The 18,165-nt window shown below is 36.1% G+C and carries 14 protein-coding genes; 8 read left to right on the plus strand and 6 right to left on the minus strand.

Annotated elements, in window-relative coordinates; all coding sequences use genetic code 11:
• Positions 1-25: 25 nt before the first annotated feature.
• Entirely contained in the window at positions 26-814 is a 789-nt protein-coding gene (locus EHQ24_RS13155) for a M15 family metallopeptidase (protein ID WP_135602039.1), read from the plus strand.
• On the opposite strand, the gene galE is transcribed toward EHQ24_RS13155, so the two are convergent.
• Both galE and lpxA read right to left on the minus strand, forming a co-directional pair.
• Entirely contained in the window at positions 809-1,777 is a 969-nt protein-coding gene (galE, locus tag EHQ24_RS13160; RefSeq protein WP_135602040.1) for a UDP-glucose 4-epimerase GalE, read from the minus strand. The genes EHQ24_RS13155 and galE overlap by 6 nt on opposite strands.
• Positions 1,774-2,580 carry an acyl-ACP--UDP-N-acetylglucosamine O-acyltransferase gene (gene lpxA, locus EHQ24_RS13165; RefSeq protein WP_135602041.1) on the minus strand — a complete coding sequence of 269 codons (807 nt, stop codon included), beginning with the start codon at positions 2,578-2,580 and terminating at the stop codon, positions 1,774-1,776. Before lpxA ends, galE begins: the two co-directional genes overlap by 4 nt.
• A gap of 143 nt (positions 2,581-2,723) precedes the next feature.
• On the opposite strand from lpxA, the gene EHQ24_RS13170 reads away from it, so the two are divergent.
• Complete coding sequence (locus tag EHQ24_RS13170) at positions 2,724-3,032, plus strand: Hpt domain-containing protein (RefSeq protein WP_135602042.1); 309 nt, start codon at positions 2,724-2,726, stop codon at positions 3,030-3,032.
• Between the two features lie 6 nt (positions 3,033-3,038).
• Here the strand turns inward: EHQ24_RS13170 and EHQ24_RS13175 are convergent, their stop codons facing one another.
• Positions 3,039-4,421, minus strand: coding sequence for a DUF6938 domain-containing protein (locus EHQ24_RS13175; protein ID WP_244310420.1), 1,383 nt, complete (start codon positions 4,419-4,421; stop codon positions 3,039-3,041).
• A gap of 104 nt (positions 4,422-4,525) precedes the next feature.
• Between EHQ24_RS13175 and EHQ24_RS13180 the strand changes: the two genes are divergently transcribed.
• From EHQ24_RS13180 to EHQ24_RS13205, 6 genes are read left to right on the plus strand one after another with little or no spacing between them, the layout of a single operon-like run.
• Positions 4,526-5,707 carry an acetyl-CoA C-acetyltransferase gene (locus EHQ24_RS13180; protein ID WP_135602044.1) on the plus strand — a complete coding sequence of 394 codons (1,182 nt, stop codon included), beginning with the start codon at positions 4,526-4,528 and terminating at the stop codon, positions 5,705-5,707.
• 7 nt (positions 5,708-5,714) lie between these two features.
• Complete coding sequence (locus EHQ24_RS13185; RefSeq protein WP_135602045.1) at positions 5,715-7,325, plus strand: transferase; 1,611 nt, start codon at positions 5,715-5,717, stop codon at positions 7,323-7,325.
• Positions 7,326-10,391 (plus strand): peptidase domain-containing ABC transporter, encoded by a 3,066-nt coding sequence (locus tag EHQ24_RS13190; protein WP_135602046.1) that lies wholly within the window; start codon positions 7,326-7,328, stop codon positions 10,389-10,391.
• A complete protein-coding gene (locus tag EHQ24_RS13195) occupies positions 10,384-11,487 on the plus strand; it encodes a beta-barrel domain-containing protein (RefSeq protein ID WP_135602047.1) in 1,104 nt (367 codons plus the stop codon). Before EHQ24_RS13190 ends, EHQ24_RS13195 begins: the two co-directional genes overlap by 8 nt.
• A gap of 2 nt (positions 11,488-11,489) precedes the next feature.
• The gene (locus tag EHQ24_RS13200) at positions 11,490-14,552 is read left to right on the plus strand and encodes an ATP-binding cassette domain-containing protein (protein WP_135602048.1); all 3,063 of its coding nucleotides are present in this window, start codon (positions 11,490-11,492) and stop codon (positions 14,550-14,552) included.
• 8 nt (positions 14,553-14,560) lie between these two features.
• Positions 14,561-15,919 carry a TolC family protein gene (locus EHQ24_RS13205; protein ID WP_135602049.1) on the plus strand — a complete coding sequence of 453 codons (1,359 nt, stop codon included), beginning with the start codon at positions 14,561-14,563 and terminating at the stop codon, positions 15,917-15,919.
• Here the strand turns inward: EHQ24_RS13205 and EHQ24_RS13210 are convergent.
• From EHQ24_RS13210 to EHQ24_RS13220, 3 genes are read right to left on the minus strand one after another with little or no spacing between them, the layout of a single operon-like run.
• A complete protein-coding gene (locus EHQ24_RS13210; RefSeq protein ID WP_135602050.1) occupies positions 15,916-16,278 on the minus strand; it encodes a hypothetical protein in 363 nt (120 codons plus the stop codon). The genes EHQ24_RS13205 and EHQ24_RS13210 overlap by 4 nt on opposite strands.
• Entirely contained in the window at positions 16,248-16,823 is a 576-nt protein-coding gene (locus EHQ24_RS13215) for an LBF_2127 family putative lipoprotein (RefSeq protein WP_135602051.1), read from the minus strand. Before EHQ24_RS13215 ends, EHQ24_RS13210 begins: the two co-directional genes overlap by 31 nt.
• A gap of 41 nt (positions 16,824-16,864) precedes the next feature.
• Positions 16,865-18,163, minus strand: a complete 1,299-nt coding sequence (locus EHQ24_RS13220) for a DUF2079 domain-containing protein (protein ID WP_135602052.1) — start codon at positions 18,161-18,163, stop codon at positions 16,865-16,867.
• Positions 18,164-18,165 lie beyond the last annotated feature (2 nt).

Consider the following 18,165-nt stretch of genomic DNA (forward strand, 5'->3'; position numbering starts at 1 on the left):
CCTTAAATTTTTAATGAACTTAACTATGTTCCGAACTAAGTATGTATCTCTGTTGTTTGTTTCTTTCTTTTTAGTTTGCGGAGAAAAACCAGTCAAACCATCCAAAGCGGATTTGTATTTAGGACTTGAAAAAACTTCCTATTTGACTGGAAAATTTAGTTCACCTGGCCCATTAGCACCTGTTATCTTAGAAGAGAATGGCAAAGACCATTTTTTAAGACCTGAAGTCAAAAAAGCCCTTCACCAAATGATAAATGATTTTGAAGATTCCAAACCAAGTTCTTACAAACAACATATCTTTTTAGTATCTTCCTTTCGCAATTTTACTCACCAAAAAGGAATTTGGGAATCTAAGTTCACCGGTAAAAAAGCTATGCGAGTTCCGATCAAAGGCAAAACTCCAGAAGAAATCATTAGTTTGATTTTAGAATTTTCTAGTGCACCTGGAACTTCTCGTCACCATTGGGGAACCGATTTTGATATCAATGCATTAGACAATGGTTACTTCGAAGAAAATGGAAAAGGAAAAATTCTTTACGATTGGCTCAAACAAAATGCCGGCAAATATGGGTTTTGTCAACCTTACAATAGTTTGTCGACTAGAAACAATAAAGGATACCAAGAAGAAAAGTGGCATTGGTCTTATGCTCCCATATCCAACCAACTGACGAAAGAATGGATCAAAGGATTTGAATCAGGAGAGATCCAATTGACGGGAAGTTTTTTAGGTGCTGATGTTTTAGGGAACCGGGCTTTGGACTATGTTCGATCCATAAACCCGGATTGTGAGAGAATTCAAAACCCTTCTTTATAGGGTTTTGTAAAGGCTCCACATACTAGAAAGCAAAGTTTCTGCATCACTATAAATTGGTTTCCAATTTAGAAGTTCTCTCGCTTTGGCTGAGGATGCCAAAAGTTTTGCAGGATCGCCTGCTCGTCTACCGCTTGTTTTGTGCGGAATGGTTTTCCCTACCACTTTTTCAGAAAGGTCAGCCATTTCTTTGACCGAATACCCAGCCTCAGAACCTAAGTTGACTGTTAAACTTTCATTTTTCGAAATAATATAGTTAAGAGCCAAAACATGGGCTTTCGCCAAATCAGAAACATGAATGTAATCACGTACACAAGTTCCATCTTCAGTATCGTAATCAGTTCCAAAAATTTCATATCCATTGCGAATGCCTGAAGCAGTTTCCATGATGATCGGAAGTAAATTGGCAGGAGTTTTTTCAATCCCTCTGATTCTACCTTTGGGATCGTAACCGGCGGCATTAAAATATCGTAATCTAGCTGATTTTAAACCTTTTAATTTATCAAACCATTCCAAGTTTTCTTCAATACATAACTTTGTATATCCGTAGTAGTTTTCTGGATTCAAAGGATGTTTTTCATCGATTGGTAGGTATTTGGGTGCTCCATAAACTGCAGCCGAAGAAGAAAAAACAAAGTACTGGCAACCGTATTTTACCATTGCATCTAACAAGATAAAGGTTCCATTTAAGTTGTTCATTGTATACTTAAGTGGATCCGTCATGGATTCCCCTGCTGCCTTCCAAGCAGCAAAGTGAAACACTGCATCTATCTTTTTTGCAAAAATTTGTTTTAGAATTTCTGGATTTTGGATTTCACCTTTGATGAATTCATTTCTTGGAAACAAATTAGCTTCGTTTCCTTTTTCCATATCATCAACAACTAGGATCTCATGGCCAAGTTCCATCAGTTCTAAAACGATATGGCTTCCAATATAACCGGCTCCCCCGGTGACGAGAACTCTCATTCTTCGTCAGATCCACCTGAAACAAAACGGTGATCCACAACACCACGTTTGCTTGTTTCAAAGAATTGAATGATTTTTTGTACTTCCGGTGCAGGATTTGGATCTTTTTTTAATTCGGTAAGCGCTTGTTTTGTGTTAAGTCCACTGTGGTAAATTACTTTGTAAACACGTTTGATTGCCAAACGAACATCAGCAGAAATTCCAGCTCGTTTCATTCCAACTACATTCAAACTAACAACTGCACCGGGGTGTCCATCGACAGTTGCATAAGGAGGGACATCTTTGACTACTTTTGTTAGTCCAGCTAACATTGCATAATCAGATACACGGACAAATTGGTGGACACCCACAGATCCTGAGATAAAAACTTTATCACCAATGACAACATGACCAGCAAGCATTGTATTTTGCACCATAATGTTGTGATCACCAACAATGACATCGTGGGCAAGGTGCACATTTCCCATAAGATAATTATGATTCCCGACAGTTGTAGCTTTTCCTTCCACAGTTCCACGGTGGAAAATAACATTTTCCCTTAGAATGTTATGGTCACCAATTTCCAAATATGTTTTTGTTTCCGGTTTGAAAGCTAAATCCTGTGGTAATCCGCCGTAACTTCCCCCAGAAAAGAGTTTATTGAACTTACCAATTCGAGTTCCTGCGTGGATTTTGACATGGGATTCAATGACGGTTCCTTCGCCGATTTTAACATCCTTCTCAATGATACAAAATGGTCCTACTTCTACGGACTCATGGAGTTCCGCCTTCGGATCGATGATGGCAGTGGGGTGAATTTTCATAGTGTTTTACAAAAAAATACGATTCCGAAGCCATGGAAATGATTTTTTAAAATGTAATTTACACGCTTTCTTCCGTCTGTTTACTTTTGCTAGGAAGGTGCAACTTGCTAATTGATTGGTCTCGAATAGAATCTTTAGTGGATATGAACGATCCGGAAGACCAGGCTTGGTTAAAAGAGATGATGACCTCTCTTTTAGAAAACATGGCAACTCGGGTTCAAAATTTGGGTGGGCTTCTTGTGTCCAAAGAACCCAAGGAATTGCAGGCGGAGTTACACCAAATCAAAGGTGTGGCTGCAAATTTTGGTTTGGCAGCACTTTCTGAGGTTGTGGTCAAAGCTGAAGGTTTTGCCAAAACAGGTGAGATTGATTCCGCTGTGGAAGAAGGAAACAAAATTGCGGCTATCTGGGAATCCACAAAACAAGAATTAGAAAAAAAGTTTTCTAAATAAAATCCATTAGTTTGCGGTCGCCATTTCCACGGCCGTCTTACTACCGTTATAGACTCCCTCTACAATATTTTTTATGACTGATTCGTTCATTCGGAGTAATAAGTCATCTGATTCTGTAAATATTTGAACCAGTTCTTTGGCATGGATCACTTCACGACATTCTACAGTCCCTTCACCTAGTTCCAAGGAACGAAATACGGAAGCCGCTTCATGGTCGCCCACTCTGCGAATGAAAAGTTTGGGAACTGGATAAAAAGCAAGCTCCGAGGGTTTTGTAACAAGGACATCTGTGATACGAATGAGTTTTTCTGTCGCAGAAAAAGCTTCTGTATGTGATGGAAAATGAAATAACACAACTGGTGGATTATTTTCATTGTCTTCTGAACGAAGAGGATGACGTTCGATAAATTTGATTAGATCTTCCCAAGTGTTGATCGATAAATAAGGAATTTTTTGTAAAATTAAATATTCCTCAATGGATTTGAGAACTTTGGAATGATCACCTGTGTTGATCCAAAAGACAGCTTTTTTATTCTGTAAGTTCTTTTTACTCAAACGGATTAAATCTAATACATAACCTTTCTGTGCTCCAGCTCCACCAATGGGCAAAAGAAACCTTCTGCATTTTTTTGCATCAATCCTACGAACTCGATTTTCGCAATCAGTGACAGCATTCGAAACTATATCTTCCGAAACCCAGTGTCCTGCGACTGCCAAGTTTTCTTTAGGAACACCCATCTCTATAAACTTTGTATAAGCAGAAGGAGTTTGAACTAAGTTGAGAGCTCCCGGTACGAGTAAATAATACTGCGGGTAGTTATCACAAATCAAATGGATTGTTTTTTGAAATCCTGATGTAATAGCGATTTGACCATTTAACGGGTATGTGGTGATGATAGGTGAGTCTGTGGGGATTCCTTTCATCAGTCCTTTGTAAAGTTCTGCCAATTGGCAAGAGAGTTCGAGTGAGGTCAAATTACCTTGGGACATAAGTAAACCCCACAACCACTCCACTGGCCCACCAATTTCTGAACTCAGTCTTGAGAAATAACTATAACCAGAATCAATGTCTGCAATGGCTTTGGCTTCCGGTGATTCGATTGCTAATAAATCGTGAAGGTAAGTGGGGATTTGTTTTTTTAAGGAATGGGAATAAACAGAAAGAGCCATGCGGTGGTGGCCATAACCCATACGAATGCTACCGACCACCAATCGTTTTTGGATGGGATTTGGGCCTTTGTCGGTAATGAGTTCCAATCCAGGATAAAGCTCGGAAGGGGTAGAAAAGAGCGGAACAGAGGTCTTTCCAATGGAGTACCTCTTTTGGAGGATGCCACGAATGAGACCTGCGGTTTGTTTGGATAAAAAGCCGGTTTCCAGGCCGAACATGGGTTCTCGATTCATGCAGGAAGTGTAACGATGCTAGATTCTCTTTCAAGTGAAATTTCAATTCTTAGCTGACAGAGGACTAAATTTGGCCATTCCTGGTATCTATGGAACAAGTTTACATTTTGGGCGGACTTAGATCCGCATTCGGTAGTTTTGGCGGAACTCTTAAAGACATGAGTGCCGTAGACCTCGGAGTCGAAGTTTCAAAAGCAGCATTTCAAAAGACTGGCGTGGATCCTTCCCTCATTGAAGAAAGTATTTTTGGAAACGTTATCCCTACAGGAAAAGACGGAATCTATTTAGCAAGGCACATTGGTTTGAAATCAGGAGTTCCAATTGCGAGTCCTGCACTCACACTCAACAGACTTTGTGGATCTGGAATGGAAGCTGTCATCCAAGCCGCCAAAAAAATCATGTTAGGTGAAGCAAATACAGTTCTTGCTGGCGGTGTCGAATCTATGAGTAACGCACCTTATGTGGTACGTAATGCAAGGTTCGGAGTTCGTTATGGAAACACTGAATTTGAAGATTCATTGGCAACTGGTTTAACTGACGTGTATGTAGAACTTCCTATGGGAATGACTGCAGAAAACTTAAGTGACCAATACAAAATCTCAAGAGAAGAACAAGACCTTTGGGCAGCCACTTCGCAAGAAAGAGCAGAAGAAGCTACCAACAAAGGAATTTTAAAAGATGAAATTCATGCCATCACAATCAATGGAAAAAATCCTATTGTCTTTGATAAAGATGAGTTTATCAAAGGGAAAGCGGGAGCAACCAAACTTGCAAACTTAAAACCTGCTTTCAAAAAAGATGGAACTGTAACTGCCGGAAATGCATCTGGAATTAATGACGGGGCAGCTGCATTGATTGTGGCTTCTGCATCCCAAGCAAAAAAATTAGGAAAGGAACCATTGGCCATTGTGAAATCATGGGGCCATGCAGGTTGTGAACCAGCAAAGATGGGAATTGGTCCAGCAGTGGCAATCCCTGCGGCATTACAAAAAGCCGGACTTAGTTTGAAAGACATTGGTCTTTTTGAAATCAATGAAGCATTTGCTGCACAATACTTAGCCGTTCAAAAAGAACTGGGACTTGATCCTAAAATTACAAACGTAAATGGTGGGGCTGTTGCGATTGGACATCCGCTCGGAGCATCTGGAAGTCGTGTCACATTGACATTGGCACTAGAGATGCAAAGACGTGGTGTGAAATACGGTGTAGCCTCACTTTGTATTGGTGGTGGACAAGGAATTGCTATCGTTTTAGAAAATCCAAAAGCTTAAAACTACTATGTATTTACTACTTCCGGGTCGTCACCATTTACTGACACGGTACCAAAAGGAATACCTGAACCGTTTGGTTAAGGATGGCCTCTCGGAAGTAAAAAACCATCTAGGAAACCCTCTACAAATTTCAGAGTTACCTACTGCTATCATCTTTGCAGTCACTTCCGCTAATCATAACAATACAAGAAGAAACCCTCTCCCTCTTTACAAACGTGCCATGATGATTCAGGATTTTTCTAGAGATCTAGAAATTCCCGTTTTTGTAATCCCTATTGATGACGTTGGTCAATCACCTAACTTTGCTTCCTACACAATTAAAAAAATTGAAGCAGAAACAGAAATGTCACTCTCTCTAACACCAAAGAACACCATTGTGCTTTGTTCTACACCTGTTGCAAATTTGTATTCTGATTTAGGATTTTCGATCCTTCCCGTGGAACGTATTCCAGGTAGGGATGAAAAGTTTATCACCAAACTCCCCTGGGAAATTTTGGAAGGACTTGCAAAATCCGAAGTTAAAATGAACTCCCAAACAAAAACAGATTTAGTTTCTTATATGGATCCGGCAAGTGTTCGTTTGTGGGATGAGTATCAAGTTTGGGATAAAATACAAATGTTGTTTTCCGATTCACTGATTGGTGAAGATGGAGATCTTACTGAGTCTAGAGATTATAATACTTATGTGCGAGAAATGGATTTGATCGCCGAACTAAAGTTTAATGATACAAAAAACTATATTTTGCCGGGACGAATTGGGGACATTGGTTGTGCTGTTGGTTCTTGGATCAAACTGGCTTCTGAAAAATCCAATTTATTTGAATCGGATTTTTATGGAGTAGAGATCGCAAGGCATCTTTTCCAAGTTTGCGAACAGAGAAAAGAAAATGGAGAGTTCCGAAACCCAAATGTATTTTTTTTACGAAAGAATGCCGTCAGTGGACTTGTATTCCCAGCGGGAACGATGAACACCATCCATTCCTCTTCCCTCACTCATGAAATTGAATCTTATGGGAATCGAGAGAAACTTCTTTCCTTCATTCAAAACCGTTACCTAGAATTGGCGATGGGTGGGGTTTGGATCAACCGTGATGTAGTTGGCCCGGAAGATAAGGATAGGGAAGTGTATGTTTGGTTTCAGGATACGGATGGTACGAATTTAGGACAAAAACCAAATTCCTATGCCAATCTCAAAGAGTATTTGGATTCTATGTCCACAAAGGAAAGATTTTTCCGATTTCAATCCGACTTTCGAAAGGAAGAAGGTTATGTGCTTAGGACTGAAGTCTTTTCCGTCGATGGTATAGAATACTACCGCATGAAACTAGCCGATGTCTGTGAATTCCTCTCCAAAAAAGATTATACTGACAACTGGGAAAGTGAAATGCACGAGTCCTTTTGTTTTTGGAGTTTTAGTGATTGGAAAACTCATTTGGAATCTTTTGGGTTCCAGGTTTCACCTAAGTCACATGCATATAGAAATGAATGGTTGGTTGAAAATCGGTATTTGGGTAAAACCAAAATATTCACTTCGGATAAGGAAGTTCCTAGTTCTCACGAAGACCTAATCCCTATGGATTTTCCGGTCACTCATATGCTTCTATTAGCGGAAAAATAAATGCAATCCGAAGTTAGGCGAAATCTTGAAAAAATCCGCGCTGTGTTTCGAAATAATTATCTACTTGCGGAATTAGAAGAATCGGAAAGAGAAAACCTAATTCCATTAATTGACGTACGTTTTGTTCGATTGGGACAAAATTTAATCAAAGCAAACCAAATGCCAGAGTACATTCATTTTGTAATGACTGGCAGATTTGGAATGAAACAATCTAAACAAGAAATTAGTTTAGGTAGAAATACTTTTGTCGAAGAGGGAGAATCCATTGGTGAAAGGATCACTCTTACAAAAACTCCATCGAAACATGATTATTATGCACTTGAACCTTCGATCGTTTTATTACTTCCTACATCTCGATTTTTAAAGTTAGTTGAGTCTCATCCAGAGATTGCTGAAAAAGCAAAACACAGAGAAGAAGAACAAGAAAAGTTTTATTATGTTCGTAAACTTAGTTTTTTCGAAGAACTTTCCCCAGAAGAAATCAAACTCATTCTAAAATCCATCCAACTAGTAAAAGTCGAACAAGGAGATTTTATTTTTGCAGAAGGGGAAGATGGAGATGCTGCTTATATTGTTCGGTCAGGCAAAATTCAGATAAGAACGGAGAACCCTCGAAAAATTATCTCGATTATGCGTTCGGGTGATATTTTAGGTGAGATAGCAATTTTCAAACATCAAAAACGTTTGGCAAGTGCAGTTGCCTCAGAAGATTCCGAATTGTATAAAATTCCAGGAGCTGTATTCAGAAAAGTCATCGGCGTTGAAAAAGGAAACAAATTAGAAGAGATCGTCCAGTCACGACTTCTACGTTATTCAACATACAAAGCCAAAGAAAAAGAAGAAAATTCAATACGACCATTTGTTTCCAAACGATTTGAGTTTCGAAAAACTACAAAAAAAATATACATAGAACAAGTTACCACAGATCAAATTACGTTAGTTGGACTTGTTTGTAGCGAACTTGCTTTAAGAGCCTTTGATAAACCTTTACCAACCAATTGGAAAATTAGAATCAAAAATGAACTAACCAGAAATATAATACCTGGAATTTTCGAGTTAGCCATTGAGTTAGAAAAATTAGGATTTTTAACTAAACAACAACATTTGTCTTTAGAACAACTTTCCGATTTAGAAAACCCTGTTTTTATAACAGATGATGAAACCATTCCTTGTTTGTTATATTTGTACGAAAAAGAGTTAGATGCTGTCCTTATCTCTCACCCAATCAAAGGAGTTTATGAAATTTCTATAACAGAGTTTTTGAAAATTTGGGACGGGGTGATTTTGCAGTTTTCACCAGCTCCTGCGGCACTGTCGGCCGATGTTAGTTTGATTAGTTTTTTTAAAGAACTACGAATGTTGTTCAGTCCTAAAAAAAGAGAAATACGTTGGATATTAGTCGCAACTGTATTATCAGCAATTTTAACTTTGTCCTTACCGTATTTAGTTCGTCAGGTTGTAGACCAGGTAATTGTTTTTTCTGATCGTAACTTTTTATTTACTTTGGTATTTGGCGTTGCTTTAGCTGTTCTTTTCCAAACTTTGTTTTCTTTATTCCGTAACTTAATTGCCATAGGGCTTATGCAAAGTTTGGAATATAATTATTTTGTTCGTTTTTTTCAACACATTCTAAACTTAACCTTACCAGAATTTCGAAAATTTGAAACAGGTGACTTTACCCAAAGACTAAAAGAAAACCAAAGAATATTAGAAATTACTCAGAGATCAGGTTTATTTTTGATTTTAGATTTAGTAACGTTACCAATTTACCTTTTTATTTTATTTAGATTGGATAACTCTTTAACATTTGTTGGGCTATTTTTTCTAATTGTTTATTCGTTGTTTGTTGTTCGTTCGAGCGCAAAAATAAAAAAATTACAAAAACATAGTTTTGAATCTAAAAAGAAAACTACTTCATTTTTCCTTTCATTGTTTGCTGGAATGCCACTGATCAAATCCGCTGCAATGGAAAGTAGATACCTTTCCAAAGGATTAAATGAAATAGCAAGAACCATCCTTACCAATTTGAGGGTGGGAAAACGAGTCCATGTTTTGGAATTGGTGAGTAAATTTTTTGAACAAATGGGTTTGATTGCGGTGATTACATTCGGTGTCAGTGATGTTTTAGACGAATCCTTAAGTTTAGGAAGTTTTTTAGCCTTTTTAGTTTTGTATTCACTTCTAATGGAACCGATTGTTCGGTTATGTCATGTGTATGAGGATTTGAGTGAATTACGAGAATCCAGGATGAGACTTACTGAAATATATTCTCTTCCAGGTGAAATTGTCAGCCAACGTCCGTTTGGTGAACTACCGAGACTATCTGGAAAAATTACGTTAGATCATATTAGTTTTCGATATTCGGAAACAAGTCCAGAAATATTATCTGATATCAATTTAGAAATTGAAGCGGGTGAAAAAATCGCTATCGTAGGAAGGAGTGGGTGCGGTAAATCCACATTGATGCGAGTTCTTATGGGAACTCTTACTCCTACAAAAGGAAAGGTATTTGTTGATTCCTTTGATCTTTCCACTTTAGATCCAGAAGAAGTACGAATTCAATTTGGAGCAGTCGAACAAAATCCCATTTTGTTTTCTGGTAGTATCGCAGAGAATCTTTCGAAAAAAAATCCATCACTCAACTTGGAATCATTGTTAGCTGGAGCAAAACTTGCTTCTGTAGATCAATTTGTCGAAAGATTTCCAATGAAATACGAAACAAAAATTGGAGAATCGGGAATTGGACTTTCGGGTGGCCAAAGGCAACGATTAGCCATTGCTAGGGCTCTTGTTACAAATCCAAGTATTCTGTTTTTGGATGAACCAACTTCTGCCCTTGATTCAGAAACAGAATCTCATATCCAATCACAATGGGAAACTGTTTTTAAAGATAGAACGGTAATCCAAATTTCACATAGACTTCATAGTACTGTGAGTGCAGATAAAATTATCGTATTAGACGAAGGTCGAGTTGTTGAAATGGGAACTCATGCAGAGTTAATCACTACCAAAGGTTTTTATTACCATTTGTTTCCTACATTAAGCGAAGGGGATAAAGATGTTTAAAAAATTTAAGAACATTAAAGAAACGGATTCTAATTGGGAATCAAGACATTCTGCATCCTATTATGATGAGTTATTAAAACATCCAGCACCTAATTGGGAAAGAAAAGGAATTTATCTAATTAGTACATTCTTTATTTGTTTCATTCTTTTTTTAATTTTTGGAAGAGTTGATGTTGTTGTAGAGGCAAGTGGCACCATCCGTCCAAAAGGTAACTATCATATGGTTGAAGCTTTGGAAACGGGAACACTTACAAATTTGTATGTAAAATCAGGGGATTTTCTTAAAAAGGGAGATCCCATTATGGAGTTAGAATTTTCTGAACAACAAATTGAGTTATCAAAAGATACAAACAACTTAGATTATGAAGAAAAAAAATTACAACGTCTCATTCGTAACAGAAGGGAAGCAGAAAAAATTTCTAAAAACTTAGCATATAATTTAGAAAATAATTCCGGTTCAGCATTATCTGGTGGTGTTTTGAATAAATTTGTAAATTTAAAAAAAGCTTTTATGGATTTTCAAAATGGAGTTGGTGCCAAGTTTATTTATGATCAAAGTTTATTAGAATTTAATGAAGAATTTGGAAACTTAAAAGATGAAATCCAAAGAGAAGAGAATGTAATTTCCAGTCTCAGAGGGGATACAAAGTTAAAACGAGAGAGAGTTGCCAATGCGATCATTCGTATGCCTTTTTCTGGCATCATCGGCGAACTTACTGTCAATAACGTCGGACAAAATATCATTCGTGGACAAACTGTTGCTTCACTAATGGAGGAAGGTCAACCATTAGAAGCAATTGTGGAAGTAAACAGCAAAGACATTGCAGCAGTAAAACTTGGTTTGAAGTCAGTAATAAAGGTAAAGGCATTTCATCAAAATGACTTTGGTGTTGTTTCAGGTACTGTTTCTCAAATCATTCCTAATACTACAGATAAAGATTCTTTTTCCGTAGTTTTGATTTTAGGAACACAAGATCTAAACCAGGATGGAAAAGAGTTTCAGTTGTTTCCCGGACTTAAGGTAGTTGCTGATATAGTCATCGATAGAAAGAGTATTTATCAAATTTTGTTTCGTTATGCTGATCCTAGGAATTAACTTTGAAAACTGTAAAAGAAATTCCTAAGGTTATCTCCGATGATGATTTTTTATCTAGTTTGTCATCAAACGACTTAAAAAAATTTTTTGGTTTATTTGAGTTTAGATCTTTAGTAGCAAACGACAGAATAGGTTCAAGTGAATTGGATCCAACACCAATTTTATTTTTAGAAACTGGAAGAATTCAGGTAAAACTTAAAATCAATGAGAAAGAATTATTAATCAAAACATTAACGGAAGGTTCGTTTTATGGAGTATCCGAATTATCATCCGATTCTCTAAAAAAACAAATTTTTCAAGCAGAAGAAAATTCCAAAGTTCGAGTTTTATCTTCTACTTTGTTCTTAAAGTTTATCGAATCCGATAAACAAAGAAAACAATCCTGGAATGAATATAAAGAAAATGTTCAACTTCGCGATGAATTAAGAATCCATCCTTATTTTCGAAAACTTTCCAATTCAGAAATTGAATATCTATCAAAAGTATTAGTAAAACAAAAAATAAATCCGGGACAAATTTTAATCAAAGAAGGAAGTAAAAGTTCTTCGCTATTCTTCATCCGTTCTGGAAGATTTAAAGTCACCAAGTCTACTTGGCAAAAAGATTATTTTTCGTTTGTAGAAGCAGGATCTGTGTTAGGTGAAATGGGAGTTTTGGAAAAAAAAGCCAGAAATGCGACTGTAACGGCTGTTGAAGAAAGTTTTGTTTATGAACTTTCTTCAACAGATGCAACTAACTTCTTTAAGAAGTCTGAAAGTTTACTCATTACCATTCGTTCCATTATGAGCGAAAGAAAACTAAACCTTGGTGACGGATCCGAGGAAGATAAATTTGAAACATCAACCATTTACGAAGAAGATCAGTTTCATTTTTTACCGAAACTAAAATTTTCTCCTCCGCTAAGAAATCAAATTCGGTTTCCTTTTTTATTCCAAGATGGTAAATCACAGTCTGGTGATGCATGTCGTAAAATGATATTTCGCTATTGGGGATATTCGTTTGTGGATTACGACGCAGATCCTTCTTTTCCAGATTTTGATCCTGATATCCGACCGAATCATTGGAAAGGTAGTTTTGGTGAAGGCAAAGGTGATTGTTATTTTGTAAACTGGAAAGATCACGAATCAGAATTAAATAACATCCCAACAATTAACTTTTTTGAAAATTCAAAGTATGTAATCTTAAAGTCCATTGATTCAAAGAAAGTATTCGTTATGGATCCAGAACTTGGAGAGATCAGTCTATCGCGAGAAGAGTGGGAAAAAAAATCTTCCAAAGTTGTTATCTATTTTGTTCCTAAAGTCAAACCAGAACAAAACTTTGAATGGAAAAATAGATTTTTTTCCGGACTGGCAGAGTATTTTTTACCAGCCATCAAATATTTAAAAGCCGGTATTGTTGCCAGTTTTGTAATTAAAGGTTTGGAAGTGTTCATTCCATTAATCAACTTATATTTAATTGATGCGGTTCTTTTGAAAGAAAACAAAGAGTTTTTTTTACCGGTAATTTTAGTTGTAGTGCTTCTTAGTTTTTCACAATCTTTTCTAGCATATTTCAGATCTAATGTAATTTTTTTTACTAGCAATCGAGTGAACCAAACCATCGCAATTCGATTTTTGGTAAAATTGATTTCATTACCGATCTCTTTCTTTGAAAGAAACAGAAAAGGTGAAATTTTGAATCGTTGGGAAGAAATAGAATCGGTGATTTTATATTTTTCCGATCAAGGAGCCATGAAGATTTTTGATTTACTATTTAGTTTTTTGGTTTTTATCATCTTTCTTTTTCTCTCTCCTTTGTTGTTATTAATTATTGGTTTATTGATTCTGCCGGAGATGCTGATCCTCCGTGCGTTTGCACCAAAGATAGTTGAAGAAACAAAAAAGGAATCTTTAAAAAAATCAGATACTTTAAGTTATTTCATCGAAACCATCAATGGATTTGAAACCATCAAAAATTTAGGTGCTACTTATTCGCATCGATGGGATTTCGAAAAAAGACTCACCTCACAATTGAATTCAGAAGGTAAAAAGTTGTTTTATTCAAATTTGCTTTTTACTAATACGGAATTTTTTAAGCAGATTACTGTTGTCATAGTAATGTTAGTTGGTAGTATTTTGATTTTGAAAGATCAAATGACACTCGGAACTTTGTATGCCATCATTGGGCTTGTGGCCTACATTCGAAATCCAATTGTTTCTTTATATGATGATTTTTTGAAACTTCAAAAAGCAAATGTATCTTGGAATCGTTTGCGTACTTTTGAATCTTTGGATAGTGAAATAACTGATAGAGATAATTTGTTTAAGGTAGACTTACCTGAAGTTAAAGGTAATATTCAATTTAAAAATTTAACTTTTTCTTATGATGCCTTAAAACCAGAATCGGGAATTCGTAATTTAAATTTAAAAATCCTACCTGGTAAAAAAGTTGCCTTTGTTGGTCGGAGCGGAAGTGGCAAATCAACGATATTAAAGTTGATCCTTGGTTTGTACAATCCTCAGGAAGGGGAGATCATCATTGACGATGTTTCATTAGATGAGATTTGGCTCCCTAGTTTGCGAACAAAAATTGGTGTCCTTTTTCAAGAGAATCCGCTCATTGCGGGGACAGTCAGAGAAAACATTTCAATCTCGAAACCGGAAGCAACTTTAAGTGAAGTGGTTGAAGCTGCCAAACTTGCATGTATTCATGATGATATCGTTAAACTGCCGCTTGGTTATGATACGGAAATTTCAGAACGAGGGTTTATTTTTTCCGGTGGTCAAAAACAAAGGGTATCTCTTGCACGTTTGTTTTTACAAAGACCGAGCGTTTTGCTTTTGGACGAACCGACTGCTGCCTTGGACAAGGAAACCGAATCGCGAATTCTGTCTCATTTGAATTCTGTGTTCGCAAATGCTACGATCATAACAGTGGCTCATCGATTGGATACAATTCGTAATTATGACCAGATTTTTGTATTGGAAAGAGGTAAATTAGAGGGTAAGGGCACTCATAGAGAGTTACTTTCTAAAGGTGGAATTTACCAATTACTTCATTCCAAACAGGAAGCAATCCGATAATTGATTTAGTGATTCGTTTTTATTTAATTATATTTTTCTCTTCGCTTGTCATTTTGCCGGTTTCCTTTCTTTGGCCAGATGCGGTGGATTTTTATGACTTGCCAAAGTTAGTTGGTGAGAAGTCGTATGAATTAAAACTCAAGGAAATGGAAATCGAACGTAAAAAAGTGGATATAGATTCCAAAAGTTTACGTTATCTACCAGCTGTAAATATAGACCATTCCCCTTTTTTTGAGGCATTAAGGGGTGATGGTTATAATAGAAAGGGTTGGAGCACATCCCTCAATCTAAATTGGAATTTTCAAGAACAAGGAAATACCGTTCTTGCCAATATGATTTTGGAATTGGAATACGAACGATTGTTATTGGAATATAAGGCCTTATACCAAAAGGAATTATTTGATCAGGCCTTTCAATATGCTGAAACCCTAAAACTGTTAGCTTTTTATAATTATGATTTTTCAAATGAGTCTGGTGCAGACAAACAATTCCAATCGGTTCAAAAACTTTATAAACAAGGAATCGAATCTTATTTAGTCACTCAGAACTCTAAAGTAGATTATTTCTTTTATAAGTATAATGTTACTAAGTCAAGATTAGACCAACAAAAAAGCCAGTCGGTATTTAGAAGAAAATTCCTTTTGAAAGATGTGGTTCTAAAACCAATCCCGGAACGGGAATATAAAATTCTGCCTTTAGAATCTACTTTAGCGGAATATGAAAAGAATCTAGGTGACTTGAATTTTGATCTTATATTAACTGTGAACCAAGTCAAAATTTTAGAAGTACAAAAGTTAGTTCGTTTTAATGAACTTTGGGTTCCTGATTTTTTTGTAAATGTTTACAACCAATCTAGCAGAGAATCTTTTTCTGGACTCAGTGGGACATGGACAAACTCCATGGAACTCTATGATTATAGTCGGAATGATTTCAGTAGATATGCAAGATCATCCGATGCAGATTTTGATGTTGGTGGTAATTTTGGATTTCGATTTCCTCTGTTCAATCGTTGGTTGTCTAAAAATGAATATGATAAATCAAAAGTTGAAATCAAATTAGCCAAATCCCAATCCCAGTTTTTAAGAGAAAACACAGGCCTGTATCTTTTTGAACTCATCCAACAACACAATAACTTAGTTGAGTTGTATGATATTTCCCGTGAAAGCAAACGTATTGCGGAAGAAAATTATCAAATTATGGAAAAAGCTTATAAAACTGGATCTGCTTCTGTGATCGAACTACAAACGGTTGATAGGCGACTTCGTGATGTGATGAGAAATGAAATCCAAAATCGTTATGATCTAATACAGCTTCGATTACAAATTGGTCTCCTTTTGGGAGACACTATGAAGTTTCTAAATAATTAAAGGTCTGTTGGTCTAGTTTGGTTTTGTTCTGGATTGAAATCAGCAATTCCGCATCTTTCTCTTTTCCATTGTTTTAGAATTTCATCCGATCTTAACTTATTCTGATATTGAATGTATGGAGTCGTAAGGATCGGTAATAAAAATATGGGTGAAAATGCAGAATTCAAGAGGGAAAGTGTAATGACTAGTCCCAATGTGAGTAAATTTTCATCAAACACTTCGGTAACTTGCCTTTTGGTTTGGTAATAATAGGCTAAACATTCTTCCGTGTTGTTAGCAGGATGAAAGGGAATACTAACACATCCAACAAAACTAAAAAGATTTAAAATTATAATGATTCGGATAAATTTTGGATACATGTTCTAACAGCTTCTAAATTAGTTTCTTCAATCATACGATGAAAGTTCCGCACTTTATAAAATCCGTATATAGATTCATTTGCCTTTCCTGTTTTGGAAATGGTCTCCTCTTTAACAATCGATTTGTTTTTATATAATTTATATCTAAATTCAACATTGTATTCTGCTTCTCTATGTTGGAGAGGCCAAATTCCAGTGAATGGATAAAGAGCAGGCCAGGTATACCACCAATTGTATTTATCTTCGTAATGGGTTTTCATTTCTACATCAATGGTATAAAAATTGGTAGTAGTTTTTGGGTCTATTGTTGAGACTACATCGGGAAAAATACCTGAGGAGGTGAGTTGGCCTTTGAAGGCCATGCGCCATGCATCGGTGTAAACTCCACGATCAGCAGAAACAATTTCAAACTTACCAATTACTAATGGGAGATTCGTTTGATATCTGTTTAAGTATCCATTTGGTGATGGTGGTGGAACCTGACGCAAATCAACAGAACAATGGATAAACAAAAGAAATAAAAGGTTATAAACGAATGGTTTCATTTTTCAGGTATTTAGAGTGATTGATTTCTAAAATGAATCAATCAATTTTCCGTACGTTTGTAGATTTGTATATGGTTTTCTATCATTTGTTCCCACTGGTAATGGTTAGGTAAGGGAGGGGTTTGTGAGTTTCCTGAAAATACATAATACACTAAATAATCTGCCGTATACTCTTGGTTTGGTAAAAATAATTGAACAGAAGTTCGGTTGGAAAGGTATTGTGGAAGATTGGAAACTACTGATTTTCCATTTAACAGACCACGTAAAGTTGTGACATCCTTTGGGGATCCACCAGGATTCATATATTCTTTTCTATAGGAATAAGATTTGGAGATTGGACCAAAAAAACAGAATATTAGAATGGAAACGAATAGCGATAAATAACCAAATAGAAGTTTGTTTTTTTGATTCAGACGATCCAAACTTTCTATAAAACTAATCATAATGATGGGAACTGCGATAAAACTATGATGGGTGAAAGGAGTTTTGTTCACTTCATAAGAGGAAAAAAGTGAATATAGAAAATAAGGAGCCAAACATAAGATGAGTTTATTTCTGAATTGTAAAAAAAGAAACGGTAGGTTTAGGAATAGAATTAGATAAGGAAATAAATGTAAGTTTTGTACAGCGGCAATGGGGTTACTGTATCTTTCCCAATGTGCTGGTATCGGAATTTGGCTTCCTGAATTTCGCAAGTGACTCAGTAGAATGATACAAAAAATAAAATAAACAAGTGCCGTAAGTCCGATGAAGCTACTTTCTTTTTTTTTCGATTTTCCTTCGACCAAAGCAAAGACGATCCAAAGTAATGCGGATTCTTCTTTTGTGAGTAAACTTAGAATAAAAAACAAAATCCAATAAGGAGATTGTTTTTTCCAAAAGTAATAAAATAAAAAAAATAAAGGGATCCAAAGGACTTCGGGATGAAAATCAAAAATCTGAATCCAATAAATCGGTAGAAATAGTGCGTATAACAATGGATAAATCCACTGACCTTGGATATCTTTTTGATAAATAGGAAAAAATAGGATAGGTAAACTAATCACGAATGCTTGAAAGATGAGTAAACTTTCTACATAAGGAAAAAATTTGTATAATAATGCGAGAGGGTAAATATACCAATTGATATGATCGGAAAAATAGTGATGAGAAGTTCCATCAATTCCTATGGATGTGACTGCCTTTCCCGAATGCACTAAATTATAGAATAAGTTTTCAAATAATCCTATATCGACTCCTGCACCCAGATGTTGGTAACGAAAGATGGATCTTTCTGATAAAAAATAAAAGACCACCATCCAGAGAATGAAGGAAGGTAGATGAAAACGAAGTTGTTTCATCT

Source organism: Leptospira noumeaensis, from assembly GCF_004770765.1.
Classification (GTDB): domain Bacteria; phylum Spirochaetota; class Leptospiria; order Leptospirales; family Leptospiraceae; genus Leptospira_A; species Leptospira_A noumeaensis.